Origin of the sequence: Helicobacter bizzozeronii, assembly GCF_900196775.1 — a bacterium.
Taxonomy (GTDB): domain Bacteria; phylum Campylobacterota; class Campylobacteria; order Campylobacterales; family Helicobacteraceae; genus Helicobacter; species Helicobacter bizzozeronii.
Map to the genome: position 1 here is coordinate 20,260 of NZ_FZLB01000019.1, position 18,430 is coordinate 38,689.

Below are 18,430 nucleotides of genomic sequence, written 5' to 3' on the forward strand. Positions count from 1 at the left end.
CATGGTTAGCCTTCCTTACTCATTTTGATCTATTTTACAAAAACCCTACAACAGCATTTAAAACGGTGAGCACACCGGTTAAGAAAATAAACCCATCAGCCCAAGGGCTCCTAAACTCTTTCATGGAGGGCAAGAGATACATCGCCACAATGGGCAAAATAAAAGTGATCGTGGCCAGAGCCGGTCCGCCCAAACTCTCAATAAAGCCCAAGATACTGGGGTTGTAATAGGCGACAGCAATGATGCTGATCCACAAAAAGAGCGTGATCCAAATATCAATTTGTCTATGCCTCTTGGTGTTGAGCTTGTCCTTAGTGAAAATCTGCACCACCAAGCCCTTTAAGCCTTCTTTAGCCCCATAATAGTGCCCAAAAAAGGAAGTGGTGATCGCCAAGAATGCCACCAGCGGACCGGCATAGCCAATAATGGGGTTGCCTAGAGTGTTGGCAAAGTAGCTTAAGATGGGGATATTTTGTTCTCTGGCTTTATCAAAGTCGCTAGGCTCTAGGCACAAGATACATGAAAAAACAAAGAACATCACAAAGAAGAGTAATAAGGAGGTGTTGAGTAATACTATCTGGTTGGTTTTAAAATGTTTGAGCGCGCCATAACGCTTTTCGATGGCTTGGGCGAAGGTGGAGATGATTGCGCTGTGGTTAAAGGAAAAGACCAGCACGGGCAAGGTGAACCAAAGTGCGGCAAAGAAACCCGTAAAAGTAGGGATTTCTGTAATCATAGCGGTCTTCCAGTAAGGAATCAAATAAAGCGAAAAGACCAGCAAGATTAGGGCTAGGGGATAGACCAGAGCATTGGCGATTCGCGTAACCACCGTGGTATTAAAGATCATCACAAAGATCATGCCCGTAATCAAATGCTCGGCTAAAAAAAAGCGGTTGTGTTCAAAATAATGCAAGCCTAATTGGTGCACAAAAAAGGACTCGGCGGTGTTGGTGATCCCCACACCATAAGCCAAGCAAATCGGGTAGAGCGCAAACACATACATGAGGGTGATTAAAAAGCCTGCTTTTCTGCCTAGACGGGTAGCGGCATGGGTGATGTCCTCATTGCCTATCGCATTCACAAAGCGCGCCAACGCCCGATGGCTTAGCCATGTCATGGGGAAACTTAGAATCGCCATCACCACCACAGGCCAAAAGCCATGCGTGCCCGCCTTAATGGGTAAAAATAAAATCCCCGCCCCAATGGCAGTGCCAAACATCGACCACATCCAGCGGATGTCAAAGAGATTGAGCTTGTGGTGCTGGTGTTCCATAACAAGATTCCTTTAAAAAACAAAAGAGATTAGCCTATGCTAACTAAAATTATTTAATTGCCTTGTGAATTGCTCTTAAGGCTGGCAAATCGGGGCGGGGGTGTTTAGTATTGTAACTGAAGTTTAAGGCACTTGGGCTAGGGCTTGGTGGATTCTGATTATGTCTTGGTGGGGGGCGATGTCATGCACGCGCAAGATACTAGCCCCATGCTGGAGGGCAGCAAAGTGCAGGGCTAGGGTGCCACTCAAGCGATCTTTTACCTCCCGCGCACACACTTCCCCAATGCACTTTTTATAGCTAGCCCCCACCAGCAGAGGATAGCCAAAGTGCAAAAAATGCGCCAAATGCTGGATGAGGGCGAGATTTTCAGGGGTATTCTTATGGAAACCCAAGCCCACATCTAAGATCATATCTGTAATCCCATGTTCTAGCAAAAGGGCAATCTGTGTTTCAAAAAAAGCCTCCATCTCAGCGATTAGATGGGTGTTTTGATCAAAGCACGCCATGTCCATGGGCACGCCTTGAGAGTGCATTAAGATCACTTGGGCGTTATGGGCTTGGACGATACGCCACATTTCTTGATCCCTAAAGCCATTGACATCATTGAGCACGCTAAAACCATGCTCGAGTGCAAAGGCGGCACTCTGGGGGTTATAAGTGTCAATGCTAAATCTAGCTTGTGTGTAGAACCCTTGATTTTTGATTTCCAAACACACCTCTTTTAAACGTGCGATCTCCTCGCTGGCTTCCACTCTGTGGCTAAAGGGTCTGGAGCTGGCTGCCCCGATGTCGATGTATTCCACGCCTTGCTCTAAATATAGCTGGATTTTTTCTAGGGCTTGCTTGGTGTTGTGGCGGCTATGGGGGTAAAAGCTATCAGGGGTCAAATTGATCACGCCCATTAGTGTTGGTTTGGGGCGGGTGGGGTGTAGGTGGGTTTGTAGATTTTTGGCTAGTTTTTTGAGCCCAAAATCTTGGGTTTGGCACTTTTGGCATAATTTTTGGAGTTGATCCAAAGTGCCAACTAGCAAACAATCATAGCTCTTGGCACGGGCTAAAATGCAATCTTTGGGGGTGGCCAGCTCGGCACCCACACGCAATGCCTCTTGTTTTAAAATGAGCGTTGCGCTTAAGGGAAGAGCCGTGATCTTAAAGGCTAAAAGTTGTGCCTTTTTTTTCATGATTTTTTGCCCGGCGGGGTGGGGGGCGATGCGCTCTAGGGCTAGGGGAAAACTTGTAGGATTAATGCGTTCTAAAAACATGGGTTGTCTCTAGCTTGGAGCACCATTAATAATAGGGGCAAGAGATTATGGCTAGGGCGCATGTAGAGCAAATTAGCTTGCATGGCTTGCTGGAAATGATCTAACATAGATGCCTTTAGGGGGATTTTTGCCTCTTGCAGGGCATATAAAAGAGATTGGATTAATTGCACGCCTTGCTCCATGCTCAGGCTTTGCCCCTCTAACTCTTTAAGATAGGTATAAATATCTTGGAGCGTGCATGTGGCTAGGTTGAGCTTAAAGGGCTCTTTGGCAATCTTAGTGCGTTTATCTTGGCAGATCAAGCGGGAGAGCATGGTTGGCAACAATGCGTGTTTGTGCTTGGCGATCACAATAAAACGGGTGTTGGTTGGGGGTTCTTCTAGGATTTTGAGCAAGGCATTTTGGGCAAAGATATTAAAATGGTGCGCGGCGATGATAAAGATTTTGGGTCCAGCATAACTTAAAATACAGCGTGCTTTGATCTCTTGGGCGTGCTCTATTTTAAGCTCTTCTTCTATGAGGGTATCAATTAGGGGGTGTGTGCCTTGCAGTTGTGTTTTTAATCCCTCTTGGCAGTGCAACGCCTCTTGGTGGGGCGTGTGGCTTAAAATGAGCGTGCTGGTATTCAAAGTTCTAGCCTCCCTAATAAGACATCAAATAAGAGGTTTTCAAAAATTTGGTAGAGTTGGAGCAATTTAAAATCCAGCATGGGGTCTAAAGAGTGCAAGCTAATCGCCTCTTTGTGCGGGGTGTCTAAAATCCATAAAAAGTGGCGATCCAAACTTAAGGCGAGCTGGGCTAGGGGCGTGTGGGCTAGACCCACATACCAAAGGGCGCAACTTTGGTAGCTCAAATTGAGCATGTGGGTGATGAGGGCTAGATTAGAAGAGTCGTCCTTGGTGTTTAAAAAGCCCTCAAATGCACTGGGGGTATCAAAAATGGGGACTAGGGGGTGCATTTTGTGGCGGTTAAGATGGCTTAAGACATAAATTTTAAACCATGTGCGCTCTAAATCCGCCCCGATGAGCAAACACCCCCCACGGGCTAAGTGCTGGGTTGTACCAATAAAGCGCGTCCAATCCACACGCTCCAACCAGTCCAGCGGGCAACTAAGATTGTCTTTAATCTTTTGGAGCCACTTGGCAAAAGCGATCACAATTCTAATTTGAAAGCGGCATGCAGGGTTTTAAGCGCCAGTTCAGCCAAGCTCACATCCACCACCACCGAGATTTTAATTTCGCTGGTGCTGATCATCAAAATGTTGATATTTTCTTTAGCCAAAGCTTTAAATGCCGCACTGGCAATACCCGAATGGGAGCGCATCCCCACCCCCACCACAGAGACCTTAGCCACTTGGCAATCGCACTCCACCGAGCCAATATCACGCACATTTTTAAGCACCTGCTGGCAAATCTCTAAATCCTCCTCAGGGAGGGTAAAATTAATATTGGTTTTGCCATTTTTGCCAATAGTTTGCACGATCATATCAATATTGAGATTAGCCTCTGCCAAGAGTCCAAAAATTTCGCCCGCAATGCCCGGATAATCGCACGCATCAATGATATTCACGCGGGCTTGGTTTTTATCTAGGGCAATGCCACTCACAATGGGTTTTTCCAAAATCTGCTCCTCAGAAGTGATGCGTGTGCCTTCGTTGTGATTAAAAGAATTACGCGTAACTAGGGGGATATTGTATTTTTTAGCCAACTCCACAGAGCGGTTAAAAAGCACCTTAGCCCCCATAGAGGCTAACTCTAGCATTTCATCATAACTAATTTCATTAATTTTTCTAGCCTCAGGCACCAAGCGTGGGTCGGTGGTGTAAATCCCATCCACATCGGTATAAATCTCGCACAAATGTGCCCGCAAAGTCCCAGCCAACGCTACCGCACTCAAATCGCTCCCCCCACGCCCCAAAGTGGTGATCTCCCCATTGGCACCCACCCCTTGAAACCCGGCAACAACCACCACGAAGTTTTGTGCCAAAAGGTCTTTGATCTTGGTCGGGTCAATTTGGAGGATTTGCGCGCGGGTGTAGTGGGTGTCTGTTACAATCCCGGCTTCTCTCCCGCTTAAAGAGCAGGCTTTTTGCCCTAAGGATTCTAAGGCGATGGCTAGCAGAGCACTAGCGATATTCTCCCCACTGCTGAGTAGGCGATCCAGCTCACGCCGATTAGGCTTGTTAGAAAAATGGTGGGCTAAATCTAAAAAATCATCGGTGCTATCCCCCATCGCTGAGACCACAACGACCATGTCCTCAAAGGTTTTTTTGCTCTCTATAATGCGTTGGGCGACCGCCTCAATGCGCGCACACCCCCCCATACTTGTCCCCCCAAATTTTTGCACCACCAGCACCTATAAATACCCCTCTCTTCTAAAATAGCCGATCACCTGCTTATAGACTTGGCGTTTGAAATGCACCACCTTGTGGAACAACTCCTTAGGATTGACAAACTCATAGCGATCAAACTCGGGGACGGCGGTTTCAATATTAATGAGGGTGTCATTTTTCAAGCGCACCAAAAAATATTTCTGTTTCTGCCCATCAAAGGGGTAAAGTTTCTTGGGCATGGTGGGCGGGAAGTCATAAGTGATCCACTTAGGGTACTCGGCAATCACTTCTACTGCGTCTGTGCCAATCTCCTCTAATAATTCCCGATACAAAGCCCTCAAGGGTGTCTCCCCCTGATCGATCCCGCCTTGTGGGAACTGCCATGCCCCCTGAATATCAATGCGCTGGGCGATAAAAAACTCACAATCTCTAGGATAGTGAGACGAAAGCACGACAGCGGCAACATTAGGGCGGTAACTTTTCTTAGTCTCCATGCGCTATCCTTTCTCTTTTGATAAGAGATTATTATAACACACGCAACTAAAACACGCTTAAAACCCCTCCACCCAATCCACCACCTACTTTTTAAGAGTGGGAATGTATTTAGCCAAAGCTTCAATATCCGCATCGCTCAAATTCTTGGCTTGCCCGTGCATCACGCCCCCCATGCCATAGCGGTTGAGCGAACCTGCCTTGTATGCCATCAAATCCTCTTTAATGGTGGCACTATCTAGGGTATTGACTACATGCCCTTTCCCAAAGGCTTTTTTTTCCATGGTAGGTCCATGGCACCCCGCACATTTTTTAACCAACGCTGCAGGATCAGCCGCACTCAAAAGCCCCATACCAACCACAAAACCTAACAAAATAACCTTTTTCATCAATCGTCCTTTCTATGTTCTCAAAAAAAACGCTAAAATGCTACTATTTGAAGGATTAATACATGCTTAAATCAAGCATATCTAGTCTGTATATCCACATTCCTTTTTGCACCAGCAAATGCGGTTATTGTGCTTTTAATTCTTTTAGTGGTTTGGAGGATTTAAAAGACGCTTATGTGTGCGCTTTGATCCAAGATATTCAAGAGAGCCTGAAAGATATGCCCTCGCTTAAAACGATCTTTGTGGGTGGTGGCACGCCCAACACCCTAGAGGTGAAACACTACGAAGCAATTTTTAATGCCATTGCTACGCATGCAAAACTAGCCCCCAATATTGAGATCACCCTTGAGGCTAACCCCGATCTTTTGAATAGGGCTTGGTGTGCTGGGTTAAAAGCCCTAGGTGCAACCCGTCTATCCATTGGCGTGCAAAGTTTTTTTAAAGACAAACTAGAATTTTTGCAACGCACGCACAATGGCCAAGAGATTTGCCAAGCCCTAGACACCGCCCACAGAAGCGGTTTTGAAAATTTGAGTATCGATCTCATCTACAACACCCCCCTAGACACTAAAGAGCGTCTCATGCAAGAAATCCAGCAGGCTAGCAAACTCCCCACCAACCATTTATCTGCCTATAGCCTGACTTTGGAAGAAAATACCAAATTATCTAAGAGTGTGTGCCCCCAAGACTTGCTCCAACTCGATAGCTTTTTAAAAAGCCAGCTAGAGATGCATGGTTTTAGGCATTATGAAGTGTCTAATTATGCTAGAAATTACCAATGCCGGCACAATTTAGCCTATTGGCAGGGCTTGGAATATTTGGGCTGTGGGGCTGGGGCTGTGGGGCGTTCCCATAACCAACGCTTTTTTAAGAACAAGGACATTAGAACCTATATGGCTAAACCCAGCGGGGCTAAGATTGAGGTGTTGAGCCCTCAAGATTTATGGTTTGAGCGTGTTTTTTTGGGGTTGCGTTGTGTGGTGGGGGTGGATTACAAAATCTTAAGACCCGCCCAAGTGCAAACCCTCCTAGAGGAACAGATTTGCAACTTGTATAAGGGGCAACTCACCGCCAAAGACTTTTTTTTGGCTGATGAGATCGCCTTGTGGCTAGAGCCACCCACCCTAAGTTAAGAGCCTTAAGATGTTTTGTTGGATCGTGTTGGCTTGGCTCATCGCATAACTGCCAGATTGTGCCAAGATGTTGTTTTTGCTGAAATTCGCACTCTCTTGAGCAAAATCCACATCGCGGATTTGGGACTCAGCGGCTTTCACATTCACTTGTGTGATGGTGATGTTATTGACCGTGCTCACCATTTGGTTTTGCACGGAGCCCAAATCAGAGCGGATTTTATCCAACATTTTTTGAGCCGACTCGGCAATATCCATAACCACCATCGCCCCACGCAAGGTGGTAACCCCAGAACCTAGAGTGAGGTTTTCATCTGCAAGGGTTTTGTTATAGTTAGCCCCAGAGGCTGAACGCACCGCTTGGTTAAATTCACCCAAAACATCCCGTAAATTGACGGTTGTGCTAGCTGCCTTGCCTTTTTCAAAACCGATGGCTTTATAACCTGCCATGGCATTTTGATTGTTGCCAGAGACCACCAAAATATCCCGAGCATCTTGGCGGACCAAGGATAGACGACCGAAATTGACAGAGCCCTTGCTGATTTTTTGCCCACCATTTAAGGCATCCACAGCGACCTTATCGCCATTTTCATTTTTGTCATCTGCCTTGATGCTGATTCCACGCCCATCCAAACTCCTTAAGTTCAAACGCCCATTAGAATCTGTATAAGCCTCCACGCCTGTTTGGGCTGTTATGGAATTGATAGCCGCAAGCAAACGCCCATCGCTGTCATTTTTCTTAATGCCCACAACATTACCCAATTTGATCCCATTGATGGTTAGGTTACTCAAGCTCCCTGATTGGATCGCCTTGTCTGAAGTGGAGATCACATTGGCATTAGCCCGCACACCCGTAGCATTCGAGTTTTTATTGATCACCTCTGCTAAAACCCCAAGCCCCGTGCCTGCTGAAGTGGAGATTTTCACACTTTCTAAATGCACATCATGCACGCCATCGACTTGTTTGAAAGTCAAGGTAACTTCACCAGAAGCCGTGATAGATTTACCAGTAACGATCTTAACTTGCCCGATCTTATCAGAGGTGGCTGAACCAATGCTGGCCTTGATGGTTTCATTGGAGTAAGCCCCCACTTGGAATTCTTTGTTAGAGAACGCACCGGATAAGAGAGTCTGCCCGTTGTAGGAGGTGGTGGTTCCGATATTGTCCAAACTTTGGATCAAGCGGATCACATCGGCTTGCAACGCCTTCCTAGACTGGGTGTTTTGCCCATCTTGAGCGGCTTGGGTGGCTTTAACCTTGATGGTATCTAGGATTTTGATCTGCTCATCCATCGCTTTATCGGCGATTTGGATGATCCCGATCCCATCGTTGGTGTTGGCGATTGCCTGCCCCAAACTTTTAGCTTGCGAACGCAAAGAATCGGCGATGGTCATACCCGATGCGTCATCGGCTGCCTTATTGATTCGCAAACCAGAACTCAAGCGTTCCAACGACTCGCGCAAATTACGCTGTGTTACTAGCCCAACTGCATGGGCATTTAACGCATTGACATTCGTATTGATCTGAAATGCCATAATAACTCCTTGTTAAATATCCTAAAGCTTCCTTGCTTTGGCTTTGTTATATCGTCTAAAAATGGATTTAATGAAGAAGTTTGTTAAAAATTATTCAAAAGCCCCGCAGGTCATGAGTTTTGCATAGCGCAAATTCAAAAAGTCGCTGTTTTGGATCAAGGGGAGTTGCTCTAAAAAGTAGCGTTTGATCGCCAAACTGGCTTCGACTTTATCGCGGTGTGCCCCTCTTTTGGGCTCTAAGATGATGTCATCAATGAGGTTGGCTTTTTTCAAGTCTGTTGGGGTGATCTTCATCGCCTTAACCGCCACTTCTACCTTGCCCGGGTCGTTCCACAAAATGGCAGCACACCCCTCAGGAGAGATCACGCTAAAAATAGAGTATTCCAACATTGCTAATCTGTCTGCTACAGCAATGGCCAAAGCCCCCCCACTCCCGCCCTCGCCGATGATGATCGAAATGGTGGGCACTCTCAATGCCACAAATTCTTGCAAATTCTTAGCAATCGCCTCGCTCTGCCCGCGTTCTTCTGCCCCAATGCCCGGATAAGCCCCAGCCGTATCGACCAACATTAAAAGTGGGAGATTAAATTTTTCGGCAAACTTAGCCACCCTTAGAGCCTTGCGGTAACCCTCAGGGTTGGGCATGCCAAAATTGCGTTGGAGTTTATTTTTCGTGCCCCGCCCTTTTTCCTCAGCGATCACCACCACACTAACCCCATCGATCTTGCCAATAAAGCTCACAATCGCCTTATCATCGCTAAAATGCCGATCCCCAAAAATTTCGTAGCGATCTTGCAAAATCAGCTCAATATAGTCCATCGCATAAGGTCTGTCAGGGTGGCGTGCTAGTTGGAGGCGTTGGTAATCACTGAGATTAGAATAAATGCTGTCTGTCTCCTTAGCTAGCCGTTTTTCTAAGATTTCCTTAGCGTCCATGTCCCCCCTAATGGTCGCCATTTCAATTTCATCTTGAAGACCCTTAATGCGGGTTTCAAAATCTAAATAGATCGCCACTTGCTATACTTTACAATGCCTTGAAGATCACCACTCCATTGGTCCCACCAAAACCAAAGGAATTACTCATGACCGCCTCTAGCTTGGCACTCCTAGCTTCATTGGGGATATAATCTAAATCACACCCCGGATCGGGAACTTCTTGGTTGATGGTGGGGGGCAAAACGCCCTCTTGCATCGCCATTAAAGACACCACCGCCTCAATCGCCCCTGCTGCGCCCAAGCAATGCCCGATCTGCCCCTTTGTGGAGCTCACGGGGGGGACATTTTCTCTGCCACCAAAGACATTTTTAAGCGCAATGGTCTCGTAAAGATCGTTGTAACTGGTGCTGGTCCCATGTGCATTGATATAGCCGACATTTTTCACGCCATGCTTGCTCGCCATTTGCAAGGCGTATTTCATCGCCCGATAAGCCCCCTCGCCATTGGGTGCAGGGGCAGTGATGTGGCTAGCATCCCCACTTTCCCCATAGCCCACCAACTCGGCGACCATCTGCGCCCCTCTGGCTTTGGCACTTTCATATTCCTCTAAAATCAACGCCCCCGCACCCTCGCCCATCACAAAGCCATTGCGTTCCTTATCAAAGGGGCGGGAAGCTTTCAAGGGCTCGTCATTGCGGTTAGAGAGCGCACGGATGGAGGCAAAACCCCCGATCCCTACCGGGCAGATGGTCGATTCTGCCCCCACAACCAACATGCGATCCGCACCCTCTAATAAAATCGTCTTGTAGGCTTCGATGATGGCATGCGTGCCCGCCGCACAAGCAGTTACACTGGAAACATTGGGTCCCTTAATGCCGTATTCTATGGAGGCAAACCCGCCAATCATATTCACCAAAGCGGAAGTGATGAAAAAAGGATTGACTTTTCTAGGACCTTTGTCATAGCAATAAATCGAGTTGGCCTCGATATTGCCTAGACCGCCAATCCCTGAGCCAGAGCTGACCCCCATGCGTTCTGCCCACTGCTCTGGGCATTTGCCATCTTGTAAAATGCCACAATCTTGCATCGCCTCTTTGATGGCTAGCAGGGCTAGCTGGATAAAGCGACCCGCTTTCTTAACATCTTTGAGATTCATCACAGAAGCGGGATCAAAATTGGTGATTTCTGCTGCAATTTGCACAGGAAAACCAGTGGTGTCAAAACTTGTGATCTGTTTTACCCCACATTCCCCCCGCACAATGGCACCAAAAGCACTCTTTTTATCCAGTCCTAAGGCATTCACCATGCCCATGCCCGTTACCACAACCCTACGCAAAAAAACTCCTTCTAGTTAGCCAAATACCTTAAAAATGGCTCTCACAAAACTAGGCTAATTTATTGTCTTGAATGAAACGAACCGCATCCCCCACGGTTTTAATTTTCTCTGCTTGTTCATCAGGAATCTCGATTCCAAACTTCTCCTCAAGAGCCATAATGAGCTCCACCACATCCAACGAATCGGCGTTGAGATCCTTGATAAAATCCGCCTCTTCTGTAACCTGTGTCGCGCTCACATTCAACTGCTCAACAATCACCGCTTGCACATCCTCAAATAATGCCATGACAACTCCTAAGTATCCTAAATGTAATCTTAAAATTCTAACTCAAAACCGCTTGAAAAACCTTAAACCCCACCCTACTTGCGTTCCAACACATCTACAATGCGGTATAAAAAGTAGATGATCACCAACAACAAGATCAAAAACAAAAATTGCATCGTCTCTCCTTATAGAATTTCCTCAACCATTACATATACAAGCCACCATTGACTTTCAAGGTTTCTCCGGTGATGTAGCTAGACAGATCGCTGAGCAAAAACGCCACCGCCCCGGCTACTTCTGCTGGTTGCCCTAGTCTAGCTAGGGGGATGTTTTTTAAGTAGGTTTCTTTCACATCCTCGCTAAGAGCTGTCATATCCGTATCGATAAATCCGGGGGTGATGCAATTAAAGCGGATATTACGCAAAGCCCCCTCATAGGCAAAGGATTTGCTCATCGCAACCACCCCGCCCTTGCTGGCTGCATAGTTAGCCTGCCCCATGTTGCCTCTTTCAGCAATCACAGAAGCGATATTCACCACGCTCCCAAATCTTTGCTTGCTCATCACTTTCAAAGCCTCACGGCAACCCACAAAAACCGATGTCAAATTGGTTTCTAGCACATGCCTAAATTCCTCAGTTTTCATGCGCACCGCCAATTTGTCTAACACAATCCCGGCATTATTGACTAGATAGCTCAAGCCCCCATCGCTGGCGACAATGGTTTTAATGCTCTCGATAAATTGCTCCTCAGAGGTAACATCAAATTTGATCAAAGCCACCCGTCCGCCCAACTTTTCAATCTCAGCTTTTAAGGTATCGGCTTCCTCATGCCTGTTGCGGTAGTTAATCCAAACCTTGAGTCGCTGACCCCCTTTGTGGCTATAGTTTGCCAACAAAAGGGCAATAGCACGCCCAATGCCCCGATTAGCCCCCGTAACCAAAACATTCTCGCCACTAAACTCCATGATCCCTCTTACAGCTTAGATTCGTAACGCCTAAGCATATACAAGCGTTTTAAAATCTTTTTCTTGGCGTTGATCTTTTGCTTTTTGCGTTTTTCTGTCTTGGACTCAAAGAAACGCCGCGCACGGCACTCTGTTACGACCAAATTGCGATCGGTCTGTTTTTTAAAGCGCCGATAAGCTTCATCAAAGCTATCGCTCTCTCTGACCTTGATCCCGGGCATGCCATCACCTACTTTCTCCGATTAGATGGGCGTATTTTAACGAAATTTTGTAAATTTAACCTAAAATCAGCATAAATTCTGCTATAATGGATTTTTTGGGTGCTCATAGCTCAGCTGAATAGAGCAACAGGTTGCGGTCCTGTAGGTCGGGGGTTTGAATCCCTCTGAGCACACCACTAATACCCTTGTGCGATCAACGCGTCAGCCACTTTTCTAAAACCTGCGATGTTAGCCCCTAAAACTAAGTTAGTTGGGTCTTTAAACTCTTGAGCCGTGCGGAAAGAGTCTTCAAAAATATCCCTCATGATCGTGCGTAATTTGGCATCCACCACCTCAAAGCTCCAAGGGTGCATGCTCGCATTCTGTGCCATCTCAAGCCCACTCACCGCCACACCTCCGGCATTGGCTGCCTTACCCGGTCCATAGCAAATTTGGGCTTTTAAAAACGCTTGGGCTGCTTGGGTACTAGAGGGCATGTTAGCTCCCTCCACCACGCATTGGCAACCATTGCTCAATAGAGTTTGTGCGTCTGTCAAGCTAAGTTCATTCTGTGTTGCGCTGGGGAAGGCTGCAAAACAAGGCACGCTCCAAACCCCATTGGTCCCCGGGGCATAATCTTTTGCAGCGGTGTATTGCGCGTTTTTTTTGTGTTTAGCATATTCTTCGATACGCCCCCCCTTGACCTCCTTAATCTCTTTGAGCAAGGCTAGATCGATCCCCTCTGAATCGTAGATCATGCCCTTAGAATCGCTAGCAGTTACCGGGATTGCGCCCACTTCATAGAGTTTTTCAATGGTGTAAATCGCCACATTCCCACTCCCAGACACACTGCATATCTTGCCCTCCAAGCCTTCTTTTCTAGCCCCCAACATTTCTTGGGCAAAATAGACACAGCCATAACCGGTTGCCTCTTTTCTAACCAAGCTCCCGCCCCAATCTAAGCCCTTGCCCGTCAGCACGCCATCAAAGCGATTCACCAACTTTTTGTAACGCCCAAATAAATAGCCAATTTCGCGCGTGCCCACGCCAATATCCCCAGCGGGCACATCGGTTAGCGCACCCACATGGCGGTAAAGCTCGTCCATAAAGGCTTGGCAAAAACGCATGATCTCTGCCTCGCTCTTGCCCTTGGGATCAAAATCGCTCCCCCCCTTAGCCCCGCCCATGTTGAGAGTGGTGAGGGCGTTTTTGAAAATCTGTTCAAAACCCAAAAACTTAATGATACTGGCATTCACGCTGGGGTGGAATCGCAACCCCCCCTTATAAGGTCCAATCGTGGCGTTAAATTGGATACGGCAACCCCGATTGACTTGGACTTTGCCCGCATCATCCACCCACACCACACGGAAGAAAACCTGCCGATCGGGCTCCACCAAGCGTTCTAAAATAGCGTGTTTTTCGTATTGGGGCTCCTTTTTCAAAAGGGGGGCTAGAGAATGCAACATTTCAGCTACGGCTTGTTGGAACTCTTTTTGGTGGGGATAGGCTTCCTCAATGTGTTTTAAAACCTTTTGGATATACATGTTTGATCCTCTCTTTTATCCACTTGATCGAATAGACAATGGTGTATAATAGCACAAAAAAACCAAATGGAACACGCATGGATGCCTACCAATACAGCGAGTTGCTCAAGGAGCTACAAGGCAAATGCAGCAACATCGCCCAAATCATCAAGCCTGAGAATTTACAAGGGGAGTTAGAAACTCTCATTGCAGAACAAGCCGATCCGCTCTTTTGGCAAGACAAGGCTTTAGCCGCCCAAAAGAATAAAGAAAAAGCCCGTTTGGAGAGGCTCTTAGAAAGTTATGCGCTCACGCAAAATGCTTTGCAAGAAGCCACCGAGCTTTTTGAGCTCACCCAAGATGATGAATTGGCCCTCCAACAACTCTTTGAGGAAGCCCCCAAACTCTCAGCACGGGTGCAGAGCATGGAGGTGGGCGTTATGCTCTCTAATGAGCATGACAGCATGGATGCCTTAGTGAGTATCCAGCCCGGGGCGGGGGGGACAGAAAGCCAAGACTGGGGGAGCATGCTCTATCGGATGTATTTGCGTTGGGCAGAACGCAAGGGCTTTAAGGTGGAATTATTGGATTACCAAGAGGGCGAGGAGGCGGGCATTAAGGGCGCGGCATTTATTATTCGGGGGATCAATGTTTATGGCTACATGAAAAATGAAAATGGGGTGCATCGCTTGGTGCGCATGTCCCCCTTTAATGCCAATGGCAAAAGGCACACCAGTTTTGCGAGCGTGCAGGTCAGCCCCGAGGTGGATGATGACATTGATATTGTCATTGAGGATAAGGATATTAGAATTGATACCTATCGTGCCAGCGGGGCGGGCGGGCAACATGTGAATAAGACCGAATCGGCTGTGCGCATCACGCATTTTGCGACTGGAATCGTGGTGCAATGCCAAAATGATCGCAGCCAGCACAAGAACAGAGCGACCGCCTTAAAAATGCTCAAATCCAAACTCTATGAGTTAGAGCTCCAAAAGCAACGCGATCAGGGCAGTGTGGAGGAAAAAAGCGAGATTGGTTGGGGGCATCAAATTAGAAGCTATGTTTTAGCCCCCTACCAGCAGATCAAAGACGCGCGCAGCGAGATCGCCTATAGCAATGTGGAGGCAATTTTAGACGGGGATTTGGATGCGATGATGGAGGCTGTTTTGGTCTCTAAGGCGCAATGATTTAAAGCACACGCAAGTAAAAACAACTATAATAGCACGATTATTTAAGGAGCATGGATGACTCAAGAAGAACTAGATGCCTTGATGAGTGGGGGGGGTTTGGAAGCGATCGAGCCTTTGGATAAAGAAGCAGAGGGCGATCAGGGCACAAACAATACCCCAAAGGAGGGCACGAACGCCGAAAAATACTCCCATTACATGAAAGTGGATAAGAAATTAGCCGACAAATACGGCAAGGTGGATTCTGAGGAGTGGCCACCCCCACCCCCCACCGAAGAGCATAAGGTCGTCCACCAACTTGATGATGTAACTCGCGACTCGGAGGTCAAAGCCACCCAGATTTTCGATCAGCTCGATTATATCAATGTGAGTTCTGAAAGCATTATCAAGACTCTCAAAGCGATCAAAGCCCCCATGCAAAAGCACTTGGAGATTTTTGAAACCCTAGCAGAAACTTTCCCACTGATCCAAACATTCCAAACTTCCTTAGCCCAAACACAGGAGATTTTGGCAAGCATGGATGTCATTAAAGAGATGGCAGAGGGGTGTGTGGATAGCTCCATGCAGGCGATGGACATTATGCAATTCCAAGACATTCACCGCCAAAAGATCGAACGGGTGATCAATGTCATGCGTGCTCTAACCCAATACATGAACTCCTTATTTGAAGGCAATATTGAAGATTCTAAACGGGTCAGCTCGGCTTCTTATATTATTGGCGATGATAATGAAAGTGCCGCCAGTGAAAGCGATATTGAAGCCTTGATCGCCGCCTTTGGCAAAAAGCAATAATTTTAACACCCAGTGGCTTTTTTGAATCCCCAAGCACGCCCGGAGCTTTTAGCCCCAGCGGGCAATCTAGCCAAGCTTAAAATCGCCCTAGAATATGGTGCCGATGCGGTCTATGCAGGCTTGGGGCAGTTTTCTTTGAGAAATCGTGCCTCTAAGAATTTTGATTTGGAGAGTTTTAAGCAGGGGGTCGCCTTAACGCATGCTAAGGGCAAGAAATTTTACGCCACGCTGAACGCCTTCCCGTTTAACTCCCAAATCAAGCTCTTAGAGGAGCATTTAGCCAAGCTAGCCGATTGCAAAGTCGATGCCTTGATCATTGCCACGATCGGCGTGCTCAAATTAGCCCAAAAGCTCACCCCCCATATCCCCATCCATCTATCCACGCAAGCCAATGTGATGAATGTCTTAGACGCACGGGCTTTTTATGAAATGGGGGTTAAGCGGATCGTGGTCGCTAGGGAGATGAGCTTAAATGATGTGGTGGCGATCAAAAAAGAATTACCCGATTTGGAATTAGAAGTTTTTGTGCATGGGAGCATGTGTTTTGCCTTTTCGGGGCGGTGTTTGATCTCCGCCTTGCAACATGGGCGCGTGCCCAATCGGGGGAGCTGTGCCAATGATTGCCGTTTTGACTATGAATACTACATCAAAAACCCCGATACGGGCGTGATGATGCGCTTAGAAGAAGAGGAGGGCATAGGCACACACATTTTAAATGCCAAAGATTTAAACTTAGCCAACCACATCGCCACGATTTTAGACAGCCAAGCGGTGAGTGCCTTAAAAATTGAGGGGCGCACCAAATCCAGTTATTACGCCGCCATCACCACCAAAACCTACCGCACCGCTATAGAGGATTATTACAACAACCAACACCGCCCCACCCTTTACCAAGCCGAGCTCGCCACGCTTAAAAATCGCGGCTTTACTGAAGGCTATTTGATCCAACGCCCCCACCAACGCCTAGACACCCAAAATTTTAAATCCGCCATCAGCGAGGGGGATTTCCAAGTCAATGGGGAGGTGCTGGAAAATGGGGCGTATTTTTTATGCAAATTCACCACCCGCCCCAACGAAGTCTATGAAGTGGTCTTACCCTATGGCGCGCCTTTTGAGCCCACCACCAATGAGATTGGCAAGCTTTATAGCTTTGAGGGCAAACACTACCTGAGTTTGTTTAAAATCATCCTCTTAGATGGGCGGGAGTTAGAGAGTATCCATAGCGGGAACACCAACCCGGTAAAACTCCCCGCCAAACTGCCCGCTTTTAGTTTTTTACGCACACGGGCATAACCACACGGATTGCCAGCACGGCTATAAGGCGCATTGTGTTATAATTAGGTTTGGGTAAAGCCCTTGTTTTGGTTATGGAGCTTTTATGGCAATCAAAAAAATAACTTTTCTAGCATGTTGTTTGGCTCTCTGTCTAAATGCCCACCCCTATTCTTACCTAAACGGACCACTCTTAAGCGTGGGGATGGGCGTTGGGCTAGGGAGTGTTTTAGAAGGCAGGGGCACCATTTTTAAACCCTCAAATGACATCATCTTACAATCCCACTCTTTACAACTGGGCTTACAAATACAAGGAGGCGATCAAAAATACTTCACCCCCTTTATTGGGGTGGCTTACTATGGTTATTTTGGCTACCGCTATTTTTACATGGATAAATTTGTCCGTAGTCTGGAGAGTGCTGCTAGCATGAATCGTTATAGTTTGGGGATAGGGGCTAATCTCTTGATCAATATTTATAGCAAATTCCGCAAGGATAGGCGGGGGCGTATTAAAGTCTATGCTTATGGGCTTTTTGGGGGGCTTTTGGGGGTGGTTAATATTTGGAGTGCGCGTTTTGGCGGGGCAAACCCTTCCTATGTGCGCAACAACGCCAACATCGATGCGGTCTTTGGGATCAGCATGCGTTTTGATAAATTCAAATGGAGCTTGGGAATCCACATGCCCCTAGCTAGCCAAGAAAGATTGATTAGAGTCCCTAGCGATACTGGAGCCCTAAAAACTTTAACGATTCTTGATAACTACAAGAGTGCTAATCTTTTTATGAACTTTACGAAAGTGTTTTAAACCAAATGTTGAGTTGGTGATGGAAAAATCTCTCTTAACAAGGGCGGTTATTAGGGCATGCCTATTTTGGCTATGCGCTTTACCACTCCTAGCCCACCCCTTTGCCTCTTATTTAGACGGGGCTTTTATGTCCTTTGGCTTGGATGTAGGGCAGGGCGATGTGATGGAGAGCGTGAGCAACACTTCTATTAATACCAAAGCAGAACAGATTTATAAAGCCAAGTTGAGTGCTTTTAATGAAGCCCTCGCCCAACTCCAAGCCAACAGAGAACAAACTATAAAAACCCTCCAAGGTTTAATCCAACAACTCATCAATGCCAACCCCGCCTCGTCTGCTCTCAACCAGCTTATTGCCCAAATCAACGCCCTAGCCCAAAATCCCGATTCCAAAGATTTAATGGCGGATTTGGATAGTAGTTTGAGTGCTTACCAACAATACCTGAATAATATTGTTCAAACATACAAGAACGAAAACAACACTATCACCACCAAAGCACAAGCCGCATTCACAACCTATGAAAAAGCAGTGGGCAACTACACAAAAGAAAACCAACAAATCCTAATAGATGCTATCAATTATTTCAATAATTTTAACACCAAGATTGAGACAACATTCAAGAATTTAGGCATCACCACCTATACCCCCCTCCCCCTCCCCCCCCCCTTTAATAAAACATCTTCACATATCCCCACCCCCGCTCCCACGACCCCAGGAATGATCCCGCTTCTCGTTTC

At 47.0% G+C, this 18,430-nt stretch carries 20 protein-coding genes and 1 tRNA gene; 7 read left to right on the top strand and 14 right to left on the bottom strand.

All coding sequences use genetic code 11. The features are described from left to right. Positions 1–34 precede the first annotated feature (34 nt). The 7 genes from C5684_RS02775 to C5684_RS02805 form a co-directional block, all read right to left on the bottom strand. Positions 35–1,273 (bottom strand): aromatic amino acid transport family protein, encoded by a 1,239-nt coding sequence (locus C5684_RS02775; RefSeq protein WP_104639355.1) that lies wholly within the window; start codon positions 1,271–1,273, stop codon positions 35–37. Between the two features lie 123 nt (positions 1,274–1,396). Beyond that, positions 1,397–2,536 (bottom strand): dihydropteroate synthase, encoded by a 1,140-nt coding sequence (folP, locus tag C5684_RS02780; RefSeq protein ID WP_104639356.1) that lies wholly within the window; start codon positions 2,534–2,536, stop codon positions 1,397–1,399. Further along, positions 2,527–3,165: a DNA polymerase III subunit delta' gene (locus C5684_RS02785; protein WP_104639357.1), complete on the bottom strand. Its 639-nt coding sequence runs from the start codon at positions 3,163–3,165 to the stop codon at positions 2,527–2,529. The genes folP and C5684_RS02785 overlap by 10 nt, the downstream gene beginning before the upstream one ends. Next, entirely contained in the window at positions 3,162–3,692 is a 531-nt protein-coding gene (locus C5684_RS02790) for a HobA family DNA replication regulator (RefSeq protein WP_104639358.1), read from the bottom strand. Before C5684_RS02790 ends, C5684_RS02785 begins: the two co-directional genes overlap by 4 nt. Further along, positions 3,689–4,891 (bottom strand): aspartate kinase, encoded by a 1,203-nt coding sequence (locus C5684_RS02795; protein ID WP_013890778.1) that lies wholly within the window; start codon positions 4,889–4,891, stop codon positions 3,689–3,691. The genes C5684_RS02790 and C5684_RS02795 overlap by 4 nt, the downstream gene beginning before the upstream one ends. Next, positions 4,892–5,362, bottom strand: a complete 471-nt coding sequence (locus C5684_RS02800) for an RNA pyrophosphohydrolase (protein ID WP_006018659.1) — start codon at positions 5,360–5,362, stop codon at positions 4,892–4,894. Positions 5,363–5,446: 84 nt separating this feature from the next. Then, positions 5,447–5,749, bottom strand: a complete 303-nt coding sequence (locus tag C5684_RS02805; RefSeq protein ID WP_013890779.1) for a c-type cytochrome — start codon at positions 5,747–5,749, stop codon at positions 5,447–5,449. A gap of 62 nt (positions 5,750–5,811) precedes the next feature. Here C5684_RS02805 and hemW point away from each other — a divergent pair, with 62 nt between their 5' ends. Then, the gene (hemW, locus tag C5684_RS02810) at positions 5,812–6,882 is read left to right on the top strand and encodes a radical SAM family heme chaperone HemW (RefSeq protein ID WP_013890780.1); all 1,071 of its coding nucleotides are present in this window, start codon (positions 5,812–5,814) and stop codon (positions 6,880–6,882) included. Here the strand turns inward: hemW and C5684_RS02815 are convergent. The 6 genes from C5684_RS02815 to rpsU form a co-directional block, all read right to left on the bottom strand. Then, positions 6,874–8,415: a flagellin A gene (locus C5684_RS02815; protein ID WP_013890781.1), complete on the bottom strand. Its 1,542-nt coding sequence runs from the start codon at positions 8,413–8,415 to the stop codon at positions 6,874–6,876. The two genes, hemW and C5684_RS02815, sit on opposite strands and share 9 nt — an antisense overlap. 90 nt (positions 8,416–8,505) lie before the next feature. After that, on the bottom strand, positions 8,506–9,429 hold the full coding sequence (gene accA, locus C5684_RS02820; RefSeq protein WP_104639359.1) for an acetyl-CoA carboxylase carboxyl transferase subunit alpha: 924 nt from the start codon (positions 9,427–9,429) through the stop codon (positions 8,506–8,508). A gap of 10 nt (positions 9,430–9,439) precedes the next feature. Further along, a complete protein-coding gene (locus tag C5684_RS02825; protein WP_104639360.1) occupies positions 9,440–10,687 on the bottom strand; it encodes a beta-ketoacyl-ACP synthase II in 1,248 nt (415 codons plus the stop codon). A 49-nt stretch (positions 10,688–10,736) separates the two neighbouring features. Next, entirely contained in the window at positions 10,737–10,973 is a 237-nt protein-coding gene (gene acpP, locus C5684_RS02830; RefSeq protein ID WP_006018652.1) for an acyl carrier protein, read from the bottom strand. 184 nt (positions 10,974–11,157) lie between these two features. After that, positions 11,158–11,916 (bottom strand): 3-oxoacyl-ACP reductase FabG, encoded by a 759-nt coding sequence (gene fabG / locus C5684_RS02835; RefSeq protein ID WP_104639361.1) that lies wholly within the window; start codon positions 11,914–11,916, stop codon positions 11,158–11,160. Positions 11,917–11,924: 8 nt separating this feature from the next. Beyond that, the gene (gene rpsU / locus C5684_RS02840) at positions 11,925–12,137 is read right to left on the bottom strand and encodes a 30S ribosomal protein S21 (protein ID WP_006018650.1); all 213 of its coding nucleotides are present in this window, start codon (positions 12,135–12,137) and stop codon (positions 11,925–11,927) included. A 99-nt stretch (positions 12,138–12,236) separates the two neighbouring features. Between rpsU and C5684_RS02845 the strand changes: the two genes are divergently transcribed. Further along, a tRNA-Arg gene (locus tag C5684_RS02845) sits at positions 12,237–12,313 on the top strand. Here C5684_RS02845 and gdhA read toward each other — a convergent pair. Then, on the bottom strand, positions 12,314–13,660 hold the full coding sequence (gene gdhA, locus C5684_RS02850) for an NADP-specific glutamate dehydrogenase (RefSeq protein ID WP_104639362.1): 1,347 nt from the start codon (positions 13,658–13,660) through the stop codon (positions 12,314–12,316). Positions 13,661–13,737: 77 nt separating this feature from the next. Here gdhA and prfB point away from each other — a divergent pair, with 77 nt between their 5' ends. The 5 genes from prfB to C5684_RS02875 all read left to right on the top strand — a co-directional run. Continuing rightward, positions 13,738–14,826, top strand: coding sequence for a peptide chain release factor 2 (prfB, locus tag C5684_RS02855; RefSeq protein WP_104639363.1), 1,089 nt, complete (start codon positions 13,738–13,740; stop codon positions 14,824–14,826). 57 nt (positions 14,827–14,883) lie between these two features. Continuing rightward, positions 14,884–15,618, top strand: coding sequence for a protein phosphatase CheZ (gene cheZ, locus C5684_RS02860; protein ID WP_104629163.1), 735 nt, complete (start codon positions 14,884–14,886; stop codon positions 15,616–15,618). 21 nt (positions 15,619–15,639) lie between these two features. Continuing rightward, a complete protein-coding gene (locus C5684_RS02865) occupies positions 15,640–16,911 on the top strand; it encodes a peptidase U32 family protein (RefSeq protein WP_104639366.1) in 1,272 nt (423 codons plus the stop codon). 85 nt (positions 16,912–16,996) lie between these two features. Next, positions 16,997–17,695: an outer membrane beta-barrel protein gene (locus C5684_RS02870; RefSeq protein WP_104639364.1), complete on the top strand. Its 699-nt coding sequence runs from the start codon at positions 16,997–16,999 to the stop codon at positions 17,693–17,695. 19 nt (positions 17,696–17,714) lie between these two features. Further along, on the top strand, positions 17,715–18,430 hold a 716-nt coding region (locus tag C5684_RS02875; RefSeq protein WP_233708637.1), incomplete at its 3' end, for a hypothetical protein.